24 protein-coding genes and 1 tRNA gene are annotated in these 23,676 nt (G+C 66.3%); 14 read left to right on the top strand and 11 right to left on the bottom strand.

Features of this window, described 5'->3' with window-relative positions:
• The first annotated feature begins 112 nt into the window (after positions 1–112).
• Positions 113–835 carry a GntR family transcriptional regulator gene (locus tag LZD57_RS06210; RefSeq protein ID WP_233718552.1) on the top strand — a complete coding sequence of 241 codons (723 nt, stop codon included), beginning with the start codon at positions 113–115 and terminating at the stop codon, positions 833–835.
• Between the two features lie 73 nt (positions 836–908).
• Here the strand turns inward: LZD57_RS06210 and LZD57_RS06205 are convergent, their stop codons facing one another.
• Both LZD57_RS06205 and LZD57_RS06200 read right to left on the bottom strand, forming a co-directional pair.
• Entirely contained in the window at positions 909–2,156 is a 1,248-nt protein-coding gene (locus tag LZD57_RS06205) for an adenylate/guanylate cyclase domain-containing protein (protein ID WP_233718550.1), read from the bottom strand.
• A 249-nt stretch (positions 2,157–2,405) separates the two neighbouring features.
• Positions 2,406–2,726, bottom strand: coding sequence for a LysR family transcriptional regulator (locus tag LZD57_RS06200; RefSeq protein ID WP_233718548.1), 321 nt, complete (start codon positions 2,724–2,726; stop codon positions 2,406–2,408).
• A gap of 140 nt (positions 2,727–2,866) precedes the next feature.
• Between LZD57_RS06200 and LZD57_RS06195 the strand changes: the two genes are divergently transcribed.
• Positions 2,867–3,994, top strand: a complete 1,128-nt coding sequence (locus LZD57_RS06195; protein ID WP_420844749.1) for a PLP-dependent cysteine synthase family protein — start codon at positions 2,867–2,869, stop codon at positions 3,992–3,994.
• Positions 3,995–4,049: 55 nt separating this feature from the next.
• Here LZD57_RS06195 and LZD57_RS06190 read toward each other — a convergent pair.
• Positions 4,050–4,126 (bottom strand) — tRNA-Arg (locus LZD57_RS06190).
• 244 nt (positions 4,127–4,370) lie between these two features.
• Entirely contained in the window at positions 4,371–5,012 is a 642-nt protein-coding gene (locus LZD57_RS06185; protein ID WP_233718546.1) for a thiamine diphosphokinase, read from the bottom strand.
• A gap of 327 nt (positions 5,013–5,339) precedes the next feature.
• Here LZD57_RS06185 and LZD57_RS06180 point away from each other — a divergent pair, with 327 nt between their 5' ends.
• From LZD57_RS06180 to LZD57_RS06160, 5 genes are all read left to right on the top strand, one after another.
• Positions 5,340–6,371 carry an aspartate-semialdehyde dehydrogenase gene (locus LZD57_RS06180; RefSeq protein WP_233718545.1) on the top strand — a complete coding sequence of 344 codons (1,032 nt, stop codon included), beginning with the start codon at positions 5,340–5,342 and terminating at the stop codon, positions 6,369–6,371.
• 110 nt (positions 6,372–6,481) lie between these two features.
• Positions 6,482–7,384, top strand: a complete 903-nt coding sequence (locus LZD57_RS06175; protein WP_233718543.1) for an HNH endonuclease — start codon at positions 6,482–6,484, stop codon at positions 7,382–7,384.
• 145 nt (positions 7,385–7,529) lie between these two features.
• Complete coding sequence (locus LZD57_RS06170) at positions 7,530–8,747, top strand: glycosyltransferase family 39 protein (protein WP_233718542.1); 1,218 nt, start codon at positions 7,530–7,532, stop codon at positions 8,745–8,747.
• Positions 8,748–8,988: 241 nt separating this feature from the next.
• Complete coding sequence (locus tag LZD57_RS06165) at positions 8,989–9,651, top strand: YiaD family glycine zipper/OmpA-like lipoprotein (protein ID WP_233718540.1); 663 nt, start codon at positions 8,989–8,991, stop codon at positions 9,649–9,651.
• A 238-nt stretch (positions 9,652–9,889) separates the two neighbouring features.
• Positions 9,890–10,723, top strand: a complete 834-nt coding sequence (locus tag LZD57_RS06160; RefSeq protein ID WP_233718538.1) for a TorF family putative porin — start codon at positions 9,890–9,892, stop codon at positions 10,721–10,723.
• Between the two features lie 68 nt (positions 10,724–10,791).
• On the opposite strand, the gene LZD57_RS06155 is transcribed toward LZD57_RS06160, so the two are convergent.
• On the bottom strand, positions 10,792–11,007 hold the full coding sequence (locus LZD57_RS06155) for a hypothetical protein (protein ID WP_233718537.1): 216 nt from the start codon (positions 11,005–11,007) through the stop codon (positions 10,792–10,794).
• 210 nt (positions 11,008–11,217) lie between these two features.
• On the opposite strand from LZD57_RS06155, the gene fumC reads away from it, so the two are divergent.
• On the top strand, positions 11,218–12,606 hold the full coding sequence (fumC, locus tag LZD57_RS06150; protein ID WP_233718535.1) for a class II fumarate hydratase: 1,389 nt from the start codon (positions 11,218–11,220) through the stop codon (positions 12,604–12,606).
• A 247-nt stretch (positions 12,607–12,853) separates the two neighbouring features.
• Here the strand turns inward: fumC and LZD57_RS06145 are convergent, their stop codons facing one another.
• The 4 genes from LZD57_RS06145 to hisS all read right to left on the bottom strand — a co-directional run bounded on the left by LZD57_RS06145 (position 12,854) and on the right by hisS (position 17,314).
• Positions 12,854–13,321: a hypothetical protein gene (locus tag LZD57_RS06145; RefSeq protein ID WP_233718533.1), complete on the bottom strand. Its 468-nt coding sequence runs from the start codon at positions 13,319–13,321 to the stop codon at positions 12,854–12,856.
• 143 nt (positions 13,322–13,464) lie between these two features.
• The gene (hisG, locus tag LZD57_RS06140) at positions 13,465–14,157 is read right to left on the bottom strand and encodes an ATP phosphoribosyltransferase (protein WP_233718531.1); all 693 of its coding nucleotides are present in this window, start codon (positions 14,155–14,157) and stop codon (positions 13,465–13,467) included.
• A gap of 412 nt (positions 14,158–14,569) precedes the next feature.
• Entirely contained in the window at positions 14,570–15,685 is a 1,116-nt protein-coding gene (locus LZD57_RS06135; RefSeq protein ID WP_233718530.1) for an ATP phosphoribosyltransferase regulatory subunit, read from the bottom strand.
• Between the two features lie 6 nt (positions 15,686–15,691).
• Entirely contained in the window at positions 15,692–17,314 is a 1,623-nt protein-coding gene (hisS, locus tag LZD57_RS06130; protein ID WP_233718528.1) for a histidine--tRNA ligase, read from the bottom strand.
• Positions 17,315–17,528: 214 nt separating this feature from the next.
• Here hisS and LZD57_RS06125 point away from each other — a divergent pair, with 214 nt between their 5' ends.
• Both LZD57_RS06125 and LZD57_RS06120 read left to right on the top strand, forming a co-directional pair.
• The gene (locus LZD57_RS06125; RefSeq protein ID WP_233718526.1) at positions 17,529–17,879 is read left to right on the top strand and encodes a FitA-like ribbon-helix-helix domain-containing protein; all 351 of its coding nucleotides are present in this window, start codon (positions 17,529–17,531) and stop codon (positions 17,877–17,879) included.
• Positions 17,880–18,299, top strand: a complete 420-nt coding sequence (locus LZD57_RS06120) for a type II toxin-antitoxin system VapC family toxin (protein ID WP_233718524.1) — start codon at positions 17,880–17,882, stop codon at positions 18,297–18,299.
• A gap of 25 nt (positions 18,300–18,324) precedes the next feature.
• Here LZD57_RS06120 and LZD57_RS06115 read toward each other — a convergent pair whose 3' ends face one another.
• On the bottom strand, positions 18,325–19,800 hold the full coding sequence (locus tag LZD57_RS06115; protein WP_233718523.1) for a UdgX family uracil-DNA binding protein: 1,476 nt from the start codon (positions 19,798–19,800) through the stop codon (positions 18,325–18,327).
• A gap of 89 nt (positions 19,801–19,889) precedes the next feature.
• On the opposite strand from LZD57_RS06115, the gene LZD57_RS06110 reads away from it, so the two are divergent.
• The 4 genes from LZD57_RS06110 to LZD57_RS06095 all read left to right on the top strand — a co-directional run bounded on the left by LZD57_RS06110 (position 19,890) and on the right by LZD57_RS06095 (position 22,645).
• Positions 19,890–20,153, top strand: coding sequence for a type II toxin-antitoxin system Phd/YefM family antitoxin (locus LZD57_RS06110; RefSeq protein WP_233718521.1), 264 nt, complete (start codon positions 19,890–19,892; stop codon positions 20,151–20,153).
• A gap of 8 nt (positions 20,154–20,161) precedes the next feature.
• The gene (locus tag LZD57_RS06105; protein ID WP_233718520.1) at positions 20,162–20,575 is read left to right on the top strand and encodes a type II toxin-antitoxin system VapC family toxin; all 414 of its coding nucleotides are present in this window, start codon (positions 20,162–20,164) and stop codon (positions 20,573–20,575) included.
• A 117-nt stretch (positions 20,576–20,692) separates the two neighbouring features.
• The gene (locus LZD57_RS06100) at positions 20,693–22,123 is read left to right on the top strand and encodes an SNF2-related protein (protein ID WP_233718519.1); all 1,431 of its coding nucleotides are present in this window, start codon (positions 20,693–20,695) and stop codon (positions 22,121–22,123) included.
• A 177-nt stretch (positions 22,124–22,300) separates the two neighbouring features.
• The gene (locus LZD57_RS06095) at positions 22,301–22,645 is read left to right on the top strand and encodes a DUF6481 family protein (RefSeq protein WP_233718517.1); all 345 of its coding nucleotides are present in this window, start codon (positions 22,301–22,303) and stop codon (positions 22,643–22,645) included.
• A gap of 354 nt (positions 22,646–22,999) precedes the next feature.
• Here the strand turns inward: LZD57_RS06095 and LZD57_RS06090 are convergent, their stop codons facing one another.
• Positions 23,000–23,341: a hypothetical protein gene (locus LZD57_RS06090; protein ID WP_233718515.1), complete on the bottom strand. Its 342-nt coding sequence runs from the start codon at positions 23,339–23,341 to the stop codon at positions 23,000–23,002.
• Positions 23,342–23,676 lie beyond the last annotated feature (335 nt).

Raw genomic sequence — 23,676 nt, 5'->3', positions numbered from 1 at the left:
GGAAATTGCTCGACCGGCCTCCGACCGGCCATCTGAAGCACTAATATATTTGTTTCAGCCCGGCAAGCTCTGTTACAGACTCCGGCGACACGAACTGGCGGACCAAGAATCCATGACCTCGACCGGCGATCCGGCCCTGACGGCGGAGCTCGATTTCGATTTCGAACGGCGCCCCCTCGCCTCGCAGAGCATCTACGGCTCGCTGCGGCGGCGGATCGTCGATCTCAGGCTGCGGCCGGGCGAACTCGTGTCACGGGCCCAGCTCGCCAGCGAATACGGCGTCAGCCAGACCCCGGTGCGCGACGCCTTCTTCCAGCTGCAGCGCGAGGGGCTGGTCGAGATCTTCCCGCAGTCGCGGACCGTCGTCGCCAAGATCAACGTCGCCCATGCGCGGGAGACGCAGTTCCTGCGCATGGCGCTCGAGATCGAGGTGGGAAAGACCCTCGCGGCGGCGGGCGATCCGTCGCGAACCGCCCGCGCCCGGCATGTCCTGCAACTGCAGATCCGGGCCTTCGAGGAGGAGCGCCTGGAGCGCTTTTCCGCGCTCGACCGGTATTTCCACCTGTCGCTCTGCGAGGCGGCCGGTCATCCGGCCCTGTGGCACATGATCTCGGAGCGCTCCGGCCACATCGACCGGCTGCGCGCCCTCAACCTGCCCGATCCCGGCAAGGTCAACGCGATCGTCGCCGCGCACGGCCAGATCCTCGATGCGATCGAGGCCGGCGACGCGGCCGCCTGCGAAACCGCGGTGCGGCAGCATCTTTCCGGCACGCTCAGCGCCGTCCGCGTCATCTGCGAACGCTACCCAGACTATTTCGACGCGGCGGCGGGCTGAGCGCAGCTGCCGCCACTGCCGCTTACCGGCACGGCGTCGGCGGCCGAGCACGGGGCGACGGCGAGCCCGGCCGTCAGGCGGAGGCCTTCGCGACGAACCAGTCGTCCCGGAACGCAAAGACCTGCATCTCCTCGCCGAAGCCCCGCAGCGGATAGGACCCCAGACTTTCGAGCCGCGCCTGGCACCGCGCCATGTCGGCGAAGGCCTTCGACACCAGGACCGGCCGCTTGACCAGCTTGGTGAGATTTTCCAGGCGCGAAGCGGCGTTGACCGCCGGGCCGATGACGGTGAAGTCCAGCCGCCTCCGCGACCCGATGTTGCCGTACATGACGTCGCCCACATGGATGCCGACGCCGTAACGCAAGGCTTCGCGGTTTTCGGCCAGCCGCTCGGCGTTCAGCCGGTCCATCGCCTGTCGCGCTTCGGCCACCGCCAAGAGGAGGTCGTCGCAGGCACTCGGCCGACCGAGCGGAAAGATCGCCAAGAGCCCGTCGCCGATGAATTTCAGGATCTCGCCGCCATGGCGCTCGATCGGCTCGCAGATCGCGTCGAAATAGCTGTTCAACAGTTCGATCACGTCGTCGCGCGGCCAGAGATCCGAAATGTGGGTGAAGTCCCTCAGGTCGCAGACCATGATCGCCGCCGCGACCGTCGAGCCGCTGCCGCGGATGATCGCCCCGGCGAGGATCGCCTCGCTGGCATGGGGGCCGACATAGGTCTCGAGGAGCGTGCGGGCCAGACGGTTCTTCAGCCGGATCTCGCTGACCAGGGCGAGAATGGGCAGGAGGTCGAACAGCAGCGCGAGGTGCTCGTTCGAAAAGCCCTCGGGCGCGTCGCTGGCGAAGGTCACGACATGGCGCCGGCCCAGGGTCTGTTTCAGCGGCCAGGCGACGTAGTCCGTCAGCCCTTCGCTCCGGAGTTGGGCGAACAGCCGCAGTCCCGAAGCCTCGGCATCGCCGGCCGACAGGTTCCACCGGACCTCGTCGAGGCCGTCATGCACCAGGGCGACGGGGCTGCCGGAGTAGCCGATCGTGTCCATCGTCCCGTGCTCGAACGTGTTGACTTCCGGCTGGCCGGTGCCCTTGCGCCAGACGATGCGCGCGCCGAACCATTGCGGATTGTCGATGCGAAAGTGCAGGCTCGCGCGTCCCAGGGGCAACCCGGCTTCGACGAGCCGATCGCAAAGCTGCTGGAAAATGACGTCGATGAACCGCTCGCCGGAGGTCTTCTGGACGAGCCAGTCGAGGATGTCGGTGCGGCGCGCGGGCCAGACACCGTCCCGGACGGCATTCGGCAGCGTGGTTGAGCGAATCTGCTCCATGAAAATTTCCTTCGGGGCCGAAAGCATCGGGCCGGCATCGGTGTGGGCCGTCTGTCGCGGTGGCCGGGTCTTCGGCGCGAGGGGCGACTTCCGTCGGACGGCCTTCGGGAAATGTCACTCACATACCAACAGCCGGGAGGCCGGCAAATCACGTTTTGCGGCAAGTGCGTGCCCTTCACCGCGTCGCAGCGAAAGAGAGCCTTTCCGTGGCTCCTTCGAAGAGACCAATCCTTCACCGGGTGCAGCGGCTCACGCCGAGCGAGCGCCGCGACGATCGATGGCGCGCGGCGAACCGGCCCTGACGGCGTCGATGCGCTCGTCCATCGTCGCCATCAGGGCCGGCCAAATAGCGCTCCGCCTCCCGATCAAAGAGCATCGCCCGCTCGGCGCGATGCGCGGGCCGTTGCGATCGAACGGCGAATAGCCGAGGGTGGCTTCGAGATCCCGGCTCTGCCGCGGCACCACCGGCTGTGAGCGCCCGGGAGTGCGGACCGCGCCGGTGACGCTGCCGATCGAGATGACGGCGGCGAAGGCGTCGAGCTGGCGGGAATCGAGCGCGATGTGTTTCATCGCCCGCATTCCATCCGGCGGACCATCGCGATCGACCACAATACCGTCGGCATGTGGCGACCGCGACGGAGGGCCGGGTCCCGGGTCGGCCGGTGCCGGCCCGTTGACCGACTTTCCGGCATGCACGAGGAGAAGCTGAAATGGCGATGACGAACGAGGCGAGGATGGGTCACGAGCCGATGGCCTTGCCGCCCTGCCCCGACCGGGAGTGGGCGCGGCGCGCCATGACGGTGCTCGAAGGCGACGGCCGCCGTTCCGCCGACACCCATCTGGTCAAGCCGATCTTCCCCGGACTGAAGGGCATCTCGGTCTATCTGAAGGACGAATCCACCCATCCGACCGGCAGCCTCAAGCACCGTCTCGCCCGCTCGCTGTTTCTCTACGGCATCTGCAACGGCCGCATCCGCGAGGGCACGACGCTGGTCGAGGCCTCCTCCGGCTCGACGGCGGTCAGCGAGGCCTATTTCGCCAATCTCCTCGATCTGCCCTTCATCGCCGTCATGCCCGAAACGACCAGCGCCCAGAAGATCGAGGCGATCCGCCGCTTCGGCGGGCGCTGCCATTTCGTCGCCTCGCCCGGCGAGGTCTACGACACCGCCGCGCGCCTCGCCGCGGAAGCCGGCGGCTACTATCTCGACCAGTTCACCTATGCCGAGCGAGCGACCGACTGGCGCGGCAACAACAACATCGCCGAGAGCATCTTCGCGCAGATGGGCGCCGAAGCCCATCCCGTGCCGCGCTGGGTGGTGATGAGCGCCGGCACCGGCGGCACCGCGGCGACCATCGGCCGCTACATCCGCTACCGCAATCTCGACACGCGGCTGTGCGTCGTCGACGTCGAACACTCCGCCTTCTTCGACGCCTATCGGGGCGGCGGGCGCGGCGCACGCTGCGCAACGCCCTCGCGCATCGAGGGGGTCGGGCGGCCGCGCGTCGAACCCTCCTTCGTGCCCGAAGTGATCGACCACATGATCAAGATCCCGGACGCGGCCTCGATCGCCGCCATGCGGGTTCTTTCGGGACGGCTGTTTCGCCGCGTCGGCGGATCGACCGGCACGAATTTCTACGCGCTCTGCCTCATCGCCGCCGAGCTGATGCAGACCGGCGAGGAAGGATCGCTGGTGTCGCTGATCTGCGACAGCGGCGAGCGCTATGCCGCCACCTATTACGACGACGCCTGGCTCGAGGCCCAGGGCATCGACATCCGCCCCCATTGCGAGACGATCGAGCGGTTCCTCGACACCGGCAGCTTCGCGGACGCGACGTAGCAGGTACGGTTGCCTGGAGCCGGAGGCCCGCGCAGCCCGAGGAGATTGAAATCGTTGGTGATCCCGACAGGATTCGAACCTGTGACCCTCAGATTAGGAATCTGATGCTCTATCCTGCTGAGCTACGGGACCGTTCCGGCCGGCACCATAGTCAAATCGCCGCGAAAGGCCAAGCAGGGATCGGCCGGGATCGCGACATTTGCGGCGGCGTGCCCGCGTTTCGGTTTGCGCCGGCGTGCTCATCGTTCGCCGGCGTGACCGCGTTTCGATTTGCGACAGCGTGACTGCCGTTCGCCGACTTGCCCGCGTCTCGGGCGCCGCCGCGTCGGCGGCCCGATGACGGGGCCGGCCGGCACCGGCCGCCGCGGCGCTGTCGTCAGCGTACCGCCGGATCGTCCTGCGCGAGGAGGATCGCCTCGCCTTCCATGACCGTCACCGTCACCCTGCCCACCGCTTCGTTCGACTGGGTGAGGATGGAGGTGAGCGGCAGGTCGACGGCGCGAAGCGGCCATTTCGCCCCCGCGATCATCAGGCCCCGCACCGCCGAGAACTTCAGGATCGAAAATTGCGCGCCGGCCGCGAGATCGAAGGTGCGCGGCTCGGCCGACAACGGAAAGGCCGATTCCGCCCCGTCGCGCAAAGCGACGTCGAGGCCCTGGCGAAAATAGCGCAGCGCCAGGACGAGGTGGGAAAAGGCGTGGTCGGAGCGCGGCCCGCCCAGCGCGCCAATGAGGGTGATCTTCGTGGCGCCAAGGGCGATCGCCGCCTCGATGGCGAGTTCGCCGTCGGTCTTGTCCTTGTCGCGCGGAAACGGCTCGCGCCTGATGCCGGCGAGCGCGATGGGCGGCGCTTCCGGCGCCGAATCGAAGTCTCCCACCCAGAGTTCCGGCGACAGGCCGAGATCGCGGGCGTGGCGGATGCCGTCGTCGGCGGCGATCACCCGCGCGCCGCCGATCGCCGCGCGAAGGGTCGGCGTCGGCACCATGCGGCCGGCGAGCAGGACGGCGAAATGCGACATCGGCGAAATCCCTTGCTGTGCGCTTCTCCCTGACACGGGAACGTCCTCACCGGAAGGGCGATGCGGCGATCAGGAAAATGGGGTTCACATCACGCCACGGCTCGCGCTCCGTCGCCCATGCCGCATTCCGACTGCCCATTTCCCATGCCCGATTTCCCATGATTGACAAGATTCGACTTCCCGCGCATATCACCGCCCATGACCGTGCGCTCCCTGACTGAGAAAACGTCGATTAGCTGACGCCCCGCCCCGCTTGTCTCCCCCGGGGCGGATGACGAGCGTGCTCGATCGTTTGGCAAGGGGAGAGCGAGAGAAGGTCGAATTCCCATGGGCTACAAGGTTGCCGTCGTCGGGGCCACCGGCAATGTCGGTCGCGAGATGCTGTCGATCCTTTCCGAGCGCGGCTTTCCGGCCGACGAGGTGGTGGCGCTCGCCTCGCGCCGCAGCCAGGGCACGGAGGTTTCCTTCGGCGAGGAGACGCTGAAGGTCAAGGCGCTGGAGGGCTTCGACTTTTCCGACATCGACATCTGCCTGATGTCGGCCGGCGGCGAGATCTCCAAGCAGTATTCGCCGAAGATCGGCGCGCAGGGCTGCGTCGTCATCGACAATTCCTCGGCCTGGCGCTACGACCCGGACGTGCCGCTGATCGTGCCCGAGGTGAATGCCGACGCCGTCTCCGGCTTCACCAAGAAGAACATCATCGCCAATCCGAACTGCTCGACCGCCCAGCTCGTCGTCGCGCTGAAGCCGCTGCACGACCGCGCGAAGATCAAGCGGGTCGTCGTCTCCACCTACCAGTCGGTCTCCGGCGCCGGCAAGGACGGCATGGACGAGCTGTTCCAGCAGTCCCGCGCCGTGTTCGTCGCCGATCCGGTGGAGAAGAAGAAGTTCACCAAGCGCATCGCCTTCAACGTCATCCCCCACATCGACGTCTTCATGGAAGACGGCTCCACCAAGGAAGAGTGGAAGGTGATGGCCGAAACCAAGAAGATGCTCGATCCGAAGATCAAGGTCACCTGCACGGCGGTCCGCGTACCGGTGTTCATCGGCCATTCGGAAGCCGTCAACATCGAGTTCGAGAACGAGATCAGCGCCGACGAGGCGCGCGAGATCCTGCGCCAGGCGCCGGGATGCCTCGTCGTCGACAAGCACGAGGACGGCGGCTACGTCACGCCCTATGAAAGCGCCGGCGAGGACGCCACCTACATCTCGCGCATCCGCGAGGACCAGACGCTGGACAACGGCCTCAACATCTGGGTCGTCTCGGACAACCTTCGCAAGGGCGCGGCGCTGAACACGGTGCAGATCGCCGAGTTGCTGGTCAATCGCGGGCTCCTGAAGCAGAGGAAGGCGGCCTGAAGCGAGAATTTCTCGCGTTGAAAATGGCTTAGCCCGGTTCTGCCGGGCGAGCCTCAGACCGCCAAAACATCGACGTTTGCGAACCGTCGATGCTGCGCTATCCATAGGCAATGGCATTCGGCGTTTTCATCCATCGATTCGATTCGATCTATCGAGATACGCCGGCCGAGCGCTATCATTTCCCCCGCCAATATCTGCGCCGAGTCGAAGCCTGCGTCGGTGACTGGATCGTCTATTACGAGCCCCGAAAGGTTCTCCGCACGCGCGGATATTTCGCCGTCGCCCGGGTCCAAGAAGTCGTGCCCGACCCCGGGAGTGACGACATGTTCTACGCCTTGATCGAACCTGGAACCTATCTCGATTTTGTCGAGCACGTTGCTTTCAATCTTCCAGGCGGAGGATTGATCGAGAGGGGACTTTTGAACGAGGCGGGAAACATCTCCGGCCGTGCCCAAGCCGCAGTTCGTCCCTTAGGACCGGCGGATTTCGCACGGATTATCGCGCGCGGCTTGCCTTACGACGAGACGTTTTTGCCGCGTGTTGACATCGGCGATGCAGGTTTCCAATTCGCCGAAGAGCAAGCACCTTATGCCGCCGGTTCGATCGGGGACCGAGAACGGCAATTGGTTTCGAGAGACTATCGAGATCGCATGTTCAGGCGCGTCGTCCTGAAAGCATACGACTCCCGCTGCGCCTTGACCGGGCTCAAGCTCGTCAATGGCGGAGGTCGCGCAGAAGTGGAGGCCGCCCACATTCAGCCCGTCGAAAGCGGAGGACCGGATGTGATTGGAAACGGCATCGCGCTTTCTGGAACGATCCATTGGATGTTCGATCGTGGCCTGGTCAGCCTTTCCAACAACCTCGACATCATGATTTCGAGACATGTGAATGACTTGGATGCAGTGAGATCTTTGCTCAATCGCAATGGTCGAGCCACTCCGCCAGACCATCCCTCGGCCCGCCCGCTGCCTCAGTTTCTCGAGTGGCATCGCGAACACTCCTTCAAGTCATGAGGGTAGCGTTCCGCAGGCAACTCGATTGGACGATTCCGACACTATCACTTAGAAGACCGACGAAGGCCGGCAGCGGCAGGGACCGGCGACATTTTTGAATGCGCGGACTGCTGCTGACAGCCGACCATTTTCTTCGGATGATTTCTTGACCGTCACGGACGATCCCATGGACGCCGGCTCGCCCGGCCGTCTCCGCCGCCTGTTCGCCAGAACCGCCATGCTCGATGCCGCCGTCGCGCGCTTCGCTTCGGCGCGGCTCGGCCCCCTGCCCCTGCCGCTGGTCTTCGTCGCGCTGGTCTATCTCGCCAATCTCGCCATCAACGTCGTCGCCAGTCCCCCTCCGGGCTTCGACGACCGCCAGCAGCTCGCCGAAATGGGCCGGTGGGCGTTCGGCTACAGCGGCGTCCAGCCGCCGCTCCACACCTGGCTGATCAAGCTCGTCGATCTGGTGGTGGGAAGCGACATCGCGGCGATCTACGTCACCCGCTTCACCGTCCTTATTCTCCTGGCGACCACGCTCTACGGGATCGGCCGCGAATTGCAGCTTTCGCGCCAGGGAGCCTCCTCGGCGGCGCTCGGCCTGTTCCTGATGCCGACGGTCGGATGGGAAGCGCAGCGCACCTTCAGCCACTCGCTCAGCGGCATGCTGTTCACAGCCCTCTTCCAGCTGGCGTTTCTCGTGACGTTGCGCCGCCGGACGACGGGTTCGTACGCCCTGATGGGTGCCAGCGCGGCCCTCGCCGTGCTGGGAAAATACAACAGCCTCGTCGCGATTGCCGGCTCGGCCGCCGCCGGTCTCGCCCTTAGCGCCGTTCGCCCCGCCCTTCGGACATCAAGGATCGCCGTCGCCGCGGTGGCCTTCCTCGCCATTCTCGCCGCACCGCTCGCCTGGCTGGCGGCCGGGCGGATCGAGACGCTGGACGACAGCGCCGACAAGTTCGGCTTTCACGGCTCCGGTTCGATGCTTCTCGATCGCCTGGCCGGTCTCGCCGACTTCGCGTTCCAGGCTCTCGCCTATTGTGGGCCGCTCTTGGGGGTGGCGCTCGCCGCCGTGGTCCTGGCGCGCCTCGATGGCCGGGCGGTGCGTGGGGCTTTCGGCCGGCTCGGGGCCGGAACCCGCTATCTCGTGACGGCGATCGGCGCGTCCTTCGCGCTGGCTCTTCTTCTAGTGTTGGCGAGCGGCACGACCGTCTTGAAGGGATACTGGTTTCACCCGATCCTGATCACCCTGCCGGCCGCCGTCGCCGCCATCCTCGAGGTCTACGACCGGACCGGCTGGGCGAACCGCCTGATCGTCTTCTGCGGCGCGCTGCTGGCCCTGGCGAGCATCGCCGCCTTCGTCGTCCGCACCGCCGGGATCTGAGCGACACGGACCGGCCCTCGCAGACCTCGCGCGGCGGAAGCGCCACGGCCGGGGCTGCCCCTCCTTCGAGCAGGCGGGATGGACGAACTCCTTGCCGAGCGTGGTCGCGATGCAACAACGCACGACAAATCGCCGCGCCGCCCCGCGAGCCCTAATCCCGACAATTCTGGTCACTATCGGCGCATCGAAGGAACAATGCGAACGGGCGGAAAGCCCGTCGCCAAAGGCTGGTCACGTCCCGATGAAGAAACTCGCCCTCGCCCTCGCCCTCACTGCCGCCTTCGCCGGCTGCACGACCGATCCCTATACGGGTGAACAGAAGATCTCCAACACGCTCGGCGGCGCCGGCATCGGCGCCGGCGTCGGCGCGCTCGGCGGCTATGTGATCGGCCGGGCGACGGGCCACGACGGCGGCAAGGCGGCGCTGATCGGCGCCGGCGTCGGCGCGCTGACCGGCGGTGGCATCGGCCTCTACATGGACAACCAGGAAGCCAAGCTGCGCGCCCAGCTTCAGGGCACGGGCGTCTCCGTCACCCGCGTCGGCGACCGGATCATCCTCAACATGCCGTCGAACATCACCTTCCCGACCGATCAGGCTTCGATCCTGCCGGGCTTCTATCCGACGCTGAATTCCGTCGCCCTTGTGCTCGAGGAATTCGACCGGTCGATCGTCGACGTCTACGGCCACACCGACAGCCAGGGATCGGACGCCTACAACCTCCAGCTTTCGCAGCAGCGGGCCTCGTCGGTCAGCCAGTATCTGGCGAGCCAAGGCGTCGATCCGCGCCGCTTGAACACCCAGGGCTTCGGCGAGAGCCGCCCGGTCGCCTCCAACGCGACGGAATCCGGCCGCGCCCAGAACCGCCGGGTGGAGATCTCGATCTCGCCGCTGACCTCCGGCTGACGAACGATCCGGCGTCGCTTTGCAACCTCGACCAGATGCGGAGAGCCGGGCCCAGCGCCCGGCTTTTTTCATCCTGCAGCTCTCGAAGATTCTGCTCCCGGTCATCCTTAGCCGCGACCAGGACTGTGACATGGTCGTGACATCGGCCGTCGGCATGCCGTCGCGATGCAATTTGAAGGTTTATCCGGCGGCCACGATCGCTACCCTGCCCAAATGTTCGAACATGGAGGGGAGTGGCGTGGACATCCGGAAAAACGTCTCGCGTCGAAAGACCGCGTATTCGCCGGCAGCCGCCGGCATCCTTGCCGCGGCATTCGCGCTTCTGGGCGCATCAGCCGCATCGGCGCAGGAGGCCGGCCCCTCGTCGCGGGGGCAAGAGGCCGTATCCTCGCTCGACCCTGACGTCTTCGACGTGACCTTCACGGTCGAGGGCCTGACCGACTACGTCTCGCTGCGCGGCTACTCCCAGACCGATCGCGCCCCCGCGCTGCAGGGCACGGTTGACATGAAGTTCCACGACTTCCACGTCGGCTTCTTCGCCTCGAACGTCGATTTCGGTACGCCGGAGCCGCATCTGGAGTTCGATCCCTTCGTCGCCTGGCGTCCGAGCTTCGGCAACTGGTCGGTCGACTTGACCTATTACTACTACACCTATCACGACGTGCCGGATCAGGATTATCCGGAGTTTTTCAACTCGCTGTCCTATACCTTCGAGGACGTCGCGACGGTCACCGGAACCTTCGCCTACGCGCCGAACTATTTCGGCCAGGACGATACGGGCTATTTCACCAAGGGCGCGATCGAGGTGCCGCTGCCGCACGATCTGAGCTTTTCCGGCTCGCTCGGCTATCAGGCCTTCGAAAAGGACCGCTACCGCGAGCATTTCGTCTGGGATGCCGGGCTGACCTACGAGTTCAACGACAACGTCTCCTTCGACGTGCGCTATCACGACACCGACATCGATGCGGACGCCTTCTGCACCGGCGCCTTCCAGTGCGGGTCGACCGTGGTCGCCTCCGTCGCCGTGTCCACCAGCCTCAGCGAGATCGTCGGCAAGTTCGCCGGCCGGTGATCTGGGGATCGGCCGATCGCACCTTTTCGGCAAGGCTCCCGGACCGGGCGGGCCGGGAGCCTTCTCGTTCAGTAGTTCCGGCCGACCGCCCCGCCGACGACCGCACCGCCGACGCCGCCGACGATGGCGCCGCCGCTGCCGGCGATCGCATTGCCGGCCACCGCGCCTGTCGCGCCGCCGATGCCGGCGCCCGCCAGCGTCTTCTGCGTCCGGCTGCAGCCGGCGCTGATCGCGAGGCCTGCCACGAGGCTCAGGACGACGGCGCTCCTCACCATGGTTTTCATGTCTTCATCCTTTCCGGGATTGGGGAATGGTCGGTGACGAGAAAATCGGTCGCGATGACAAAACGGCAAGGTTTTTCAACGCGCCTTCCTGACGCAGTCGTCGCAGCCCGGCAAATTTCAAACGATTTTACCCTGCCGCCGCTCTTTCGATCCCGGTCCGCCGCCGCTATTGGCAATCCGGACACGCAGTCTTGAAGGAGGGGCACCCCCATGACGACACGCACCGAGACCGATTCCATCGGCGCCATCGAGGTCGCGAACGACCGCTACTGGGGCGCCCAGACCGAGCGCTCGCGCAACAATTTCAAGATCGGCCTCGAGCGCCAGCCGCTGCCGGTGATCCATGCGCTGGCCACCGTCAAGAAGGCCGCCGCGCGCGTCTCCGCCGCCAAGGGCCGGCTGCCGCAGGAGATCGCCGACGCCATCGAGAAGGCGGCCGACGAGATCATCGCCGGCAAGCTCGACGACCATTTCCCGCTGGTCGTCTACCAGACCGGCTCGGGCACCCAGACGAACATGAACGTCAACGAGGTGATCTCGAACCGGGCGATCGAGATGATGGGTGGCGAAATGGGCTCGAAGAAGCCCGTCCATCCGAACGACCACGTCAATATGAGCCAGTCGTCCAACGACGTCTTCCCGACGGCGATGCATGTCGCGACCGTCGTCGAGGCGAAGGCCCGGCTCCTGCCGGCGCTGGAGACGCTGCACGCCTCGCTGGACCGCAAGGCGAAGGAATTCGCGGACATCATCAAGATCGGCCGCACCCATACCCAGGACGCGACCCCGGTCACCCTCGGCCAGGAATTCTCCGGCTACGCCATGGCGCTCGAACTGGCGAAGAAGCGCATTGCCGATTCGCTCGACGGCGTCCTGGCGCTGGCCCAGGGCGGCACCGCCGTCGGCACCGGGCTGAACGCCCCGATCGGCTTCGACACCGACATCGCCGCCGAGATCGCGAAGCTCACCGGCCATCCCTTCCGGACCGCCGAGAACAAGTTCGAGGCGCTGGCCTCCCACGGCGCGCTGACCTTCTTCCACGGCTCGCTCAACACGCTCGCCGCCGATCTGATGAAGATCGCCAACGACATCCGCTTCCTCGGCTCCGGCCCGCGCTCCGGCCTCGGCGAACTCAACCTGCCGGCCAACGAGCCGGGCTCCTCGATCATGCCCGGCAAGGTCAACCCGACCCAGTGCGAGGCGCTGACCATGGTGGCGACGGAGGTCTTCGGCCACGAGACGACGGTGACCGTCGCCGCCTCCCAAGGGCACTTCGAACTCAACGTCTTCAAGCCGGTCATCGCCAACGCCGTCCTCTCCTCGATCCGTCTCCTCGCCGACGGCATGGAGAGCTTCGCCGAGCACTGCGTCGACGGCATCGAAGCCAACGAGGAGCGGATCGCCAGCCTGATGCAGCAGTCGCTGATGCTGGTGACGGCGCTGGCGCCGACCATCGGCTACGACAACGCCGCCAACATCGCGAAGACCGCGCACAAGAACGGCACGACGCTGCGCGAGGAGGCGGTCGCCTCCGGCCTCGTCTCGGGCGAGGACTACGACCGCATCGTCGACCCGAAGACGATGATCGCGCCGGCCTGAGGCTCGACGACGGATCCGCAATCAGACCGTCTTCAGACAATGCCAGACGCGGATCTTCGCCATCGCACTCGTGGCTGTTCTGCGTCGCCACCGGCTTCCTGGTCCATGGCGGCGACCAGACGGCGCTGTTGAAGAACATCGCGCTCGCCGGCGGCTTCCTCGTCCTCGCCGGCCCGGGTGCCGGCTCGACCGCCGTCGACGAGACCGTCCGCGAGCGCCGCTACGCCTGACGGCGCAGCGGGCGGCGTCATGCCTCCGCCGTTTCGGCCTTGTCGGCGGCCAGGGGCATGTTGGCCTTGTATTCGGCCTCGGCCCGCTCGGCTTCCGCCGTGGCGGAGGCTGCCGCGTCCGACGTCCCGTCCGCCCGGTCCGTCTCCGCGCTCGCCGCGAGCGTCGTGACGTCGATCCGGGCCGTCGCCCTGTAGGGATTGGCCTCGCCGCTCTCGGCGATCGCCGGGCCGGAAGCCTGCACGACGCCAGCGCCGCCGCTTTCGGCGGCCTTCTGGGCCTTGGCGAGTTCGGCGGTGTATTTGGTGACAAGCGCCTGCTGGGTCGTCGCTTCTTCGGTGTCGCCCGCCTCTTCGGCTTCACTCAGCGCGGTCTGGGCGGAAGCGAGTTTGTCCTTGATCGCCGCGACGTCGTCCACGCCGGAGTTCGTGTCGTCGCTGGAAAGGACGCTCGTCGTCGTGGTGCTGGATCCAATGGTCAGGGACATGGCGCTGCGCTCCGCTCGCGACTGGTCGTTGAAAACACGACCATCAGCTAACGGGAGGACCGTCAACGAGACCTTGCCATCAGCATTCCGAACGGTTTCATTTTGTTACGAAACATCTTCCAACGCCAGACGACGCTCGGCCGTCAGCGCGTGAAGCGGCCGGCGAGTTCATCACACAGGGCGCCCTCACCCGGCTCGTGCCGCCGCGCATGGGAGCGCACCAGACAGGCCTCCGACTTCAGGATCACCCCGTCCGACAGGATCTTCAGCTGGTTGGCGACGAGGGTCGACCCGGTCGAGGTGATGTCGACGATGATGTCGGCCGAGCCCGCCGCCGGCGCGCCCTCGGTGGCGCCGAGGCTCTCGACGATGCGGTAGCTCTGGATGCCGTGGGTGCGGCTGAAGAAGCCCTGGGTCAGCCGCCAGTATTTCGTCGCGATCCTGAGGCGGCGCCCATGCCGCGCCCGGAACGAGCCGGCGACGTCGCCGAGATCGTCCATCGCCTGAACGTCGACCCAGGCCTCGGGCACCGCGACGACGACGTCGGCATGGCCGAAGCCGAGGCGGGCGACGACGCCGACGGCGCGATCGGGTTCGGGAATCGTCTCGCGGACGAGATCCTCCCCGGTGATGCCGAAATCGATCGCCCCGTCGCGCAGCTCCCGCGCGATCTCCGAGGCCGACAGAAGAAGCACTTCCAGCCCGTCGAAGCCCTCGACCTGGGTGCGATAGGAGCGCGTCTCGCCGGCGGTCACGACGATCCCGGCCTCGTTCAGGGCCGCGAGCGACTTCTCCATCAGCCGGCCCTTGGAGGGAATGGCGAGGGTGATGGTCATTGGCTGCTCCCTCCTGCGACTTGCACGGCCTGTCGGTCGTTTCGTCGACGACGAGCCGCAGAAGAAGAACGAGCATTCGTTAAGCGCTGCGGCAGCGTACCCCCCTCTGCCCTGCCGGGCATCTCCCCCTCAAGGGGGGAGATCAGCAGCTTTGTTCTTCGCGATGAAATTTCACACGTTTCAGCAGCGGCGGACCACCACGCCTCCGCGTTTGCACGTTCAGACCCGGCTTTGATGCGAGGCAGTACGACGCAGTCCTCGCGGCGAGTCCCGCGCGAGATCGATCTCCCCCCTTGAGGGGAAGATGTCCGGCAGGACAGAGGGGGGTTCCCAGCCGCCAAGCTCAGCCGAGCGAGCTTCCCAGCCGCTACCCTGACGCACACGGGCGCAATCGAACTCAACGCCCCGGTCGTCATCGCGCCACCCCTTCGATCCGGTCGAGCCACAGCGAAAACCCGACCGCGGGGATCGGCGTGTCGGCGCCGAGGATGGTCATCAGACGATCGTAGCGCCCGCCGCCGGCGAGCGGTTCGTCGGCACCTTTCTCACGCGCTTCGAAGACGAGGCCGGTGTAATAGTCGATCGGCCGGCCGAAGGCGGCGCGATAGGTGATCCGCGACAGATCCACATTCGCCGCCCGGAGCGCCAGGTTGCGCGTCTCGAAGGCGGTCATCGCCCGGCCGAGGTCGAGCCCGGCCGTGCCCATCACGACGGCGAGCCGCTCGCCCGCCTCGTCGAGTGGGCAGGAGACGGCGAGAAAATCCTGCAGCAGCTCGAGCGGCCCCTCGCCGAGCCGGGCTTCGGCGACCGCCACCTTTTCGATCAGCCGGGCGGCGATCTCGCCGGGCGAGCGGCCGGAATGGGGCGGCAGGCCGGCATCCTCCATCCGGCTGCGGATCAGCCGCGTCAGCGCGCCTTCCTCGCGGTCGCGGGCAAGCTCGACCAACTGCGGCTCGATGCCGTCCAGCGCATGGTCCGGCCCGCGAGACAGGCCTTCGAGGGCGGCCCTGAGCTGCCCGTCATGGCCGAAAGTGCGGATCAGCCGGCGCTGCCAGCCCTCGGGCAGGCCGAGCGCCCTCAGCACCGCCTCGAACAGCCCCTGATCGCCGAGAATGACGTCGAGGCTTTCGGCAGGCACGCTGCAGGCTTCCAGCCCGGCCAAGGCATCGGCGACCGCGCGGGCATCCGCTTCGGCCCGGTGCTCCTCGCCGAGATCCTCGATGCCGGCCTGAACGAATTCCGCCGGCCCGTCCGCCCGCTGGCGGAAGACGAGGCCGCGATAGGAGTAGCGCCGCGGCAGGTCGGCGCCCTCGGCGATGTGGCGCATGCAGACGGGAACGGTGAAATCCGGCCTGAGGCAGAGATTCTCCCCGCCCTCGCCCCGGGTAAGGAAGATCCGCCGGCGCAGCGCCTCGCCCGCGGTGTCGAGATAGGGCTCGGCCGGCAGGATGATCGGCGTCGTCGCCGGCGCCGCGCCGCGCCGCGCAAACAGCTCATCCAGCGCCGGGCCGATGGTCTCGCCGGACATGGCGGCTCAGCCCTTGCCGCCGGACTGGCGGGACAGGATGGCGCGCACGGCGGCGATCATCGCGTCCGGGCTTTCGGGCGCATAGTCGACCATCTCCTGCCCGGCCCGCGCCTCGCGCCATTCGGCATTGTCGGTGATCTGCGCCGACAACTCCTTGCCGAGCGCCAGATCCTTGACCTGCACCTTCCCGGCGGCCTTCTCGTCGCCGCCCTGAATGATCACGCAGGGGGCGTCGCGCCGATCGGCATATTGCAGCTGCTTGCCGAACTGCTTGGGATTGCCCTGGAACACCTCGACCGGCACGGGCACCTCGGTCGGGTTACCGGCCTCGTCGGTATTCAGCGCGTTGCGCAGCTGCGTCGCCATGGCCTGATAATCCGCCATGCGGTCGCGATCCATGACGGTGACCACCACCGGGCCGGTGCGCCGCGAGGTCTCCAGCCGGCCGAGATTCTTCAGCGCCGTCATCAGCCGCGAGACGCCGATGGAAAAGCCCGTCGCCGGCACCGGCTGGCTCATGAAGCGCGAGACCAGCCCGTCATAGCGCCCGCCGCCGCCGACCGAACCGAAGCGCACGACCTCGCCCTTTTCGTTGGTGACGGGAAAGAGGAGTTCGGCCTCGAACACCGGGCCGGTGTAGTATTCGAGGCCGCGGACCACGGAGGGGTCGATGCGGATGCGATCGGGGCCGTAGCCAGCCATTTCCGAAAGGAGCCTGATCTGATCAAGCTCCGCTTCGCCGTCGCTGAACTTTTGATTAGCGTGTAGATCAATCTTATTGTGAACCAGCGTAGCTGGCATCTTCCTCAAGACGCCGCCCTTCATATCAGCCAATTTGGGGTTTTCCTTTGGCTCGAACGCAGCGGAGTGGACTACCCCTACTGAACTCGCATCAAGGAACTCGATTAGAACATCTATTCCGGCAGTCCCGAGCCCCGCTCCCGGCGTGAAATCGCCGCTCTCGTCCTTGCGACCTTTACCCAGTAGCAGCCGCACGCCTTCGACGCCGAACTTGTCCAGCTTGTCGATGGCCCTGAGCACCGTAAGCCGCCGTTCAGCGTCCTCCTCGCCGAGGCCGATCGCCTCCAGAACGCCATCGAGAACCTTCCGGTTGTTCACCCGGATCACATACTGCCCGCGCGGGATGCCCAGCGCCTCCATCGTGTCGGCCATCATCATCGCCATCTCGGCATCGGCCGAGACGTTCGGCGCGCCGACGATGTCGGCGTCGAACTGCATGAACTGGCGAAAGCGCCCCGGCCCGGGCTTCTCGTTGCGGAAGACGTAGCCCGCGCGGTACGAGCGATAAGGCTTCGGCAGGGCCTCGAAGTTCTCCGCCACATAGCGGGCGAGCGGCGCGGTGAGGTCGTAGCGGAGCGACATCCACTGCTCGTCGTCGTCCTCGATCGAGAAGACGCCCTCGTTCGGCCGGTCCGAGTCGGGCAGGAACTTGCCGAGCGCATCGGTATATTCGAACACCGGCGTCTCCACCGGCTCGAAGCCGTAGGTCTCGTAGACCCGCCGGATCTTCGCCAGCATCGCGTCCTGCGCGCGCAGATCGGAGGCGCTCCGATCGACGAAGCCGCGCGGCACCCGCGCCGTCACCCGTTTCGGCTTTTTCCCGACCATGTCCGTTTCACCAATGCGTCGCGGCCGGCCATCCGGCGCGCGAAAGCGCCCGGTGCCAGTCCTTGTCACCATCTGGCTGCGGCTTAGCCCATCGACCGGACGGGCTCAAGCGCATCAGGCGACCGGTCAATTGAACGGACCGCCTGACGTAATAATCTGGCATCTCGCGTTCAGATCGACCTATATGTTCGCGAACATACTCCGAGGTGCGGGAATGACGAGCCTGACCATCACCGATCTCGACGACAAGACGACCAACCAGATCAGCCGCAGAGCAAGCAGACACGGCCGCTCGATGGAAGACGAAGCGCGGGTTCTGTTGCAACAAGCGCTCGAAGTCGTCGGAGACCAGCCGTCGCCGGACTCACCGGCCAAGGGAGAGCGCGGAGAAAGTCGGTTCGATGCCGCGAGCGAGCATTCCGACCCGTTCGGCGAAATCGAACCGAAGATCGTACCGCATGGGAACCTCGCTTCGAGAATTCGGGCAAGGTTCGAGCCGATCGGAGGAGTCGAACTCGACCTGCCAGCACGTGGGCCAAGCCGCGAACCTCCGACCTTCGATTGAATGATCATTCTCGATACGAATGTCGTCTCGGAGATGATGAGCCCACTTCCGGAGCAGCGAGTGACCGACTGGTTGAACCAGCAGGACATCGACGCTGTTTTCCTCACGGCGATCAGTGAAGCGGAACTGCGATACGGCATCGCCATCCTGCCGGACGGACGGCGCAAGACTCTTCTGGCTAACAGTCTGGACGCGACCCTCGCGGAGGATTTTGGAGGCCGCATTCTGCCCTTCGATCGGGCAGCCGCCGAGGCCTATGCCCTCATCCGGGCGAACCGACGAGCGATCGGGCGCCCCGTCAAAGAGTTGGATGCTCAGATTGCGGCCATTGCCGCTGCCCATGGCGCAGGGATCGCAACGCGCAACGTCAAGGACTTCGATGACTGCGGCGTCACCGTCGTCAACCCATGGCACCCGTGATTCGGCGAGCCCGCCTGGACGCGCCTCACCCCACCGCCAGCTCGGGCACCGTCTCCAGAACCAGCGCCATGTCGGCCCGGAACGCCTTCGTCTCCCGTTCTTTCGCCGCTTCGTCGGGCAGACGCAAGATGTAGGACGGGTGCACGGTCACCAGCAGCCGCGTCGTCTCGTCGAGATCGATCAGCTTGGAGCGCGTCGCCTTGATGGTCACGGTCTTGCCGAGCACCGCCTGCGCCGCGGTCGCGCCGAGCGCGACGATGAGCTTCGGCGCGATCAGTCGGCGCTCCTGGTCGAGCCACCAGCGGCAGACCTTGATCTCGCTCATGTTCGGCTTGGCGTGGATGCGCCGCTTGCCGCGCGGCTCGAACTTGAAGTGCTTCACCGCATTGGTGACGTAGGCCTGCGAACGGTCGATGCCCGCCGCCGCCAGCGCCTGGTCGAACACCTTGCCGGCCGGGCCGACGAAGGGCTCGCCGGCGATGTCCTCCTGGTCGCCCGGCTGCTCGCCGACGAAGATGACCGGCGCATCTTCCGGCCCCTTGCCGAACACCGTCTGCGTCGCCGGCTCCCAGAGCGGACAGGCCCGGCAGTCGGCGGCCTGGTCGCGTGCTTCCGCGATCGAGTCCGGCGATTGGCCGAGGCCGACCTCCGGCGTCTTCTCCATGCGGGGCAAAGTCACGGCGCGGCGCTCCTTGAGCTTTTCCGAGTGCAAACTCGGCAGCGTCGGCCGGGTTTCCAGCATGCGACGCGTCGCCGCCTCGGCCCCGGCGATCAGCGGCTTGACGAGGGCGGTCTCTGGCATGTTCGCCCAGTATTTCTTCGGCATCTCCGCCGTCATCGCCTTCACCTTCAGCCGCGCCGGATTGAAGATCGAGGCGTAGTAGGTGAGCCACAGCACTTCCATGTCGTCGTCGGACGGCGCCATGTCGCGGGTCGCGCCGGGAAGGAAGGAAAGCTCCTCGCCGTTCCAGTGCGCGGTCCGCTCCGGCGTCAGGATCGTCCAGATCATGCCGGCGAAGCGCCGGGCGAAGAACGGCGCGGTGAGCTCGACCGTGTGGTGGAAAGGCTCGAACCATGCCACGGAATGGCGCCCGAGTTCGCCGTCCTCGATCTCGCGGAACCGGACGAAGGCCTTCATCTTGTGACTGTCGCGGCGCACCGCCTTTTCCATCTCGGTGGCGCGGAGGACGTCCTTGTCGGCGGCGATCTCCAGAAGCTTCCTCTCGCTCTGGAGCCGCCACAGAAGGCGATAGGCGAAGACGAAGCGGTCCTCGTCGGCGTGGCAGACGAGCTTGCGGGCAAGGTCCGGAAAGGCTTTCGGCACCGTCGGCTGCGGGGCGTTCGCCGGCGGCGCCGGCAAAGGCTCGGCGAAGAGGCCGGCCGCCTCATCGCCGATCGTGAAGCTCAGCTCTTCCGGCGGCAGTCGGAGCGTCAGCGCTGTCCGCGCGGCGGTCCGCCAGCCTTCGAAATCGGCGGGAAAGGCTAGGCGGGCGTCGAACATCGGAACGAGAACCTCATCGCCAGCGCGATTGCAGCGAGCCGTCGAATGTAGTAACAAATTGCAGATCGAGACTACATCGGAGCGGATCGATGACGTTTCACGAACATAAGATGAACGCGCGGATGTTCAACCAGAAGCTCTCGGCCGCCAAGCGGGCCGCCGAGGAGGGCCCGGTCGTCGTCACCGACCGCGGCCGCCCAACCCATGTGCTGATGAGCTATGCGGAGTATGAGCGGCTGAGGGGAAATCGCCTTTCGGCGCTCGATTTTTTCGCCGACAGGCGGCCGGAAGCGGACTTCGACTTCGATCCGCCGAGAGACAAGAGCCTGCCGCGCGAAGTCGACTTCGATTGAGCGCGGCGATGTATCTCCTCGACACCAACGTGATTTCGGCAGCGCGCAAGCCGTGGACTCTCACTGATCGCGTCACCGGTATCATGAGGTCGTTACCACTTCGCACCACATATGTTTCCGTCATCACGCTCATGGAGCTGGAGATCGGTGTGCGATCCATGGAGCGCCGCGATCCTCGCCAGGGTGCCGAACTTCGGCAATGGCTACGATCTCGACGCGTGGAGCTCGACGAGGCTCAGATCCTGCCGGTGACGGAACGGGTGGTCCTCCGTTGCGCGGCCCTCCATGTGCCAGATCGCCGTCCGACCAATGATGCCCTCATCGCGGCAACGGCCCTCGTCCATGGGCTCACACTGGTAACCCGCAACGTCGCCGACTTCGAGACGATCGACGGCTTGCCGATCCTGAACCCCTGGGCCTAGACGGCGATACCCGGTCACGGCGCGTGGTGAGAGACGGGAAACCGGGACCGCATTCCACTCTGCCGCCAGACACTCGGTATGTGTCGACTGTCGAATCGCCATTCGCTGAGGAAAGCCTTGTCCCCCACAGAACTTGCCCACGCCGCAGCACCCGTCTTCCACCCCCGCCCCCACCAAGTCGAGGCGCGCGAGGCGATCCTCGCGGCGCGGCGGCGCGGGCGGCCGGGCTTCCTGCTGGGCGACCTCACGGGCCTCGGAAAGACGCTGTCGGCCTGGAGCGCCATCAGTGAGATGGCGGACGACGAAGTGCTGATCGTCTGCCCGAAGGGCGCGATCCCGCAGTGGCGGCGCACCATCGCCGGCTCTCCGGCCACCGGCAAGAAGGTCGCCATCGTCAATTTCGAGCGCACCAAGTCGCTGATGGCGCCGCCTCCTGCCAGCAACCGGCGCTCGACGCGGGCGAAGAACAACGAACTCGCCAAGCTCGGGACGCTGAAGCGGCGCTGGCCGCTGGTCGTCGTCGACGAAAGCCATCGCATCCGCAACCCCGCCTCACAGCAGGGCCAGGTCTGTCGCCATCTCGCGGCGGCCGCCGACTTCACGATTTACATGAGCGCCACCGCCGGCCAGTCGCCGCACGAATTGTCCTATCTCGGCCGGCTCCTCGCCGTTGCGACGGGCGGCTCGACCGGCGACATGGACGAGTTCCGCGCGCTGATGAAGCGCCTCAAGATCGGCCGCGCCAAGGGGCGCTGGAAGAACTGGAATTGGGAGCCGAACGAAGCCGACCGGCGGGTGATGTCTCAGCTTCTCTACAAAGGCGCCGATGCGATCGGCATGCGCCGGCGGCCGGAACAGATATCCGGCTGGCCCGAAGTGCAGCGCGACCTGGCACCGACGGCACTCGATGCCGCGTCCGAACGGCTCTACGAGGCGACCTGGCGGGAGTTCCGCCGGGAGATCGGCCTCGCCGGCGGATCGACCCGGCGGCCGACGGGGTGGGCGGCCGACCTGCGCTTTCGCCAGAAGGCCAGTCTGATCCGGGTGAAGGGCACGGCCGACTTCGCCGGCGATCTCCTCGGCAACGGCCAGCAGGTGGCGGTCTCCGTCGCCTTTCTCGAGACCGGCGCGATGCTGGCCGACGGCCTCAGAGGCCAGGGCTGGAGCGTCGGCGAGATCAACGGCGACCAGTCGGGCGAGGCCAACGAGGCAACGCGCGCCGCCTTCCAGACCGGCCGTCTCGACGCGGTGGTCTTCACGGTGACGGAGTCGATCTCGCTGCATCGGGGCGAAATGCCGGGCGGCGACCGGGAACGGTCGCTGGTCGTCCACGACATGCGCCACAGCGCGATCCAGCTCCAGCAGATCGAAGGGCGCTGCCACCGCGACGGGCAGCGGGCCGTCATCTACTACACTTATGCGGAAGGCACGGTGGAAGAGAGGATCGCGGCCATCGTCATGGCGCGCATGGCTTCGATGGACGGCATGGCGGGGGACGACACGGCCCTCATCGAGGCGATCGCCAGAGAGCTGAACCTCGCGGCCTGAGCCCTTCGGTCGTCGGAAAGGTCGACCGCCCGCGCCTGGCGATTTCACGCCAGCTTCGGCGCAATTCTTCTTGATACGACCCCTCTGCCGGCTTGATGCGGCGGCTTCGAGCGCGTAGGCGAGAGACGATTGCCGGCAAGATTCCGGCCTCCTCCAGACACGATGGGCAAGACAAGCTTGAAGAGCAAGGATGCGGATTTCGTCGAGCGGCGCGCGGCGGCAAGGGATGCCAAGGCTGCGCTCCTCGAAAAGGTGAAAGCCAAGCAGAACGACCCGGCCGCAGAAGCCCGCCGCGCCGAACGCGCCGCCATCGTCGCAGCGCGCGAAGAGCGCGAGGCCGCCAAGCGCGCCGAGGCCGAGAAGGTCGCGCGCGAAAACGCCGAGCGCGAGGAAGCCGAAAAGGCCGCGAAACAGGCCGAGGAAAACAAGCTGATCAGCCGGATGGTCGAGGACGAAGCTGCCCGCAAGGCCGCCAGGGACGAGCGCTATGCCGCTCGCAAGGCCCGCAAGGCGCAGCGCTGATCGACGCCGGCGCGTTGCGTCCGGCCCGCCCTTTCTCCTCCTCTGCGATGCTTCCGACGCTGCGATGACGCGCGTTGCTCCGCCTCGACCGACATGGGTGGCGCCTTGTCGGCGATCGGTGGCGACGGTGGGTGCCGCGAACCGCCGGCGCCTCGCCTCACTGTGCCGCGACTTCCGGCGACGTCTCGCGATCGAGGCGGTCGAAGGCCTCGTAGATCTCGGTCGTGGTGAAGCGCTCCCCGAGACGTTCGCGCATGGCGGCGCCCGCCGCTTCGAGTTCCGCCTGCCGTCCGACGACGGCTTCGGCGACCGCCTGCGAGCTTCGCCGGGTTCCTTGGATCGGCGCGTCGAACGTCAGGGATCGGCGCGAAAGAAAACGAACAGCAGGGCACCCATGGCAACCCCCATGCCGCAGATCGCCAGGAGGTAGAGAAACGGGTTCTCGCTCGCCGTCATGCAGCTCGAACCGCTCGCCCTGAAGGCCACATCGACGCAACCGTTCCGGGCGACGTGAACCAGACCGTAGAGACCGACGAGACCCAGCGTCGTCCCCGAAACGTCGACGAAGATGCGGGGTATCGGATAATCGATGGACCGCAGTTCTTCGACGATGCCGAGCGCCTGGAACCAGGACTTGCCCTTCGCCGCGCGAGACCGTTCGAGCGACGGCTCGCCGAATGTTGCGCCATCTTTCATCGGGCCATAATCCATGGCTGCACGATCCGCTCCAAGTCCTCATTCTACCGAAATAGATTACGGATATTTTTCAGTCAGGAAAGAGAGCGAAATTTTCAGACATTTTTACTCACTTCATCTGTCAATTCAGAGAATCGATTTTTGATGACCGTTCACACCCGCTGGTGGACCGAGCGTGTCACAGCCGGGGGTCGCCGAGGCGAGGCGCCGCCTCGTAGCCACATGGCATCCGCGCTGCAGATTCCGGCCGGAGGCAGCCTCGAGCGAGCGGCGCCGCAACCGGGGCGCCTCACCCCCTTGGCACCAATCGCGATGCGCCCGATATCGCCGACGAA

Origin of the sequence: Jiella avicenniae (genome assembly GCF_021390325.1) — a bacterium.
Classification (GTDB): Bacteria; Pseudomonadota; Alphaproteobacteria; order Rhizobiales; family Rhizobiaceae; genus Jiella; species Jiella avicenniae.
Note: the sequence above shows the minus strand (reverse complement) of the source record. Positions and strands in the feature narration are given on the sequence as shown.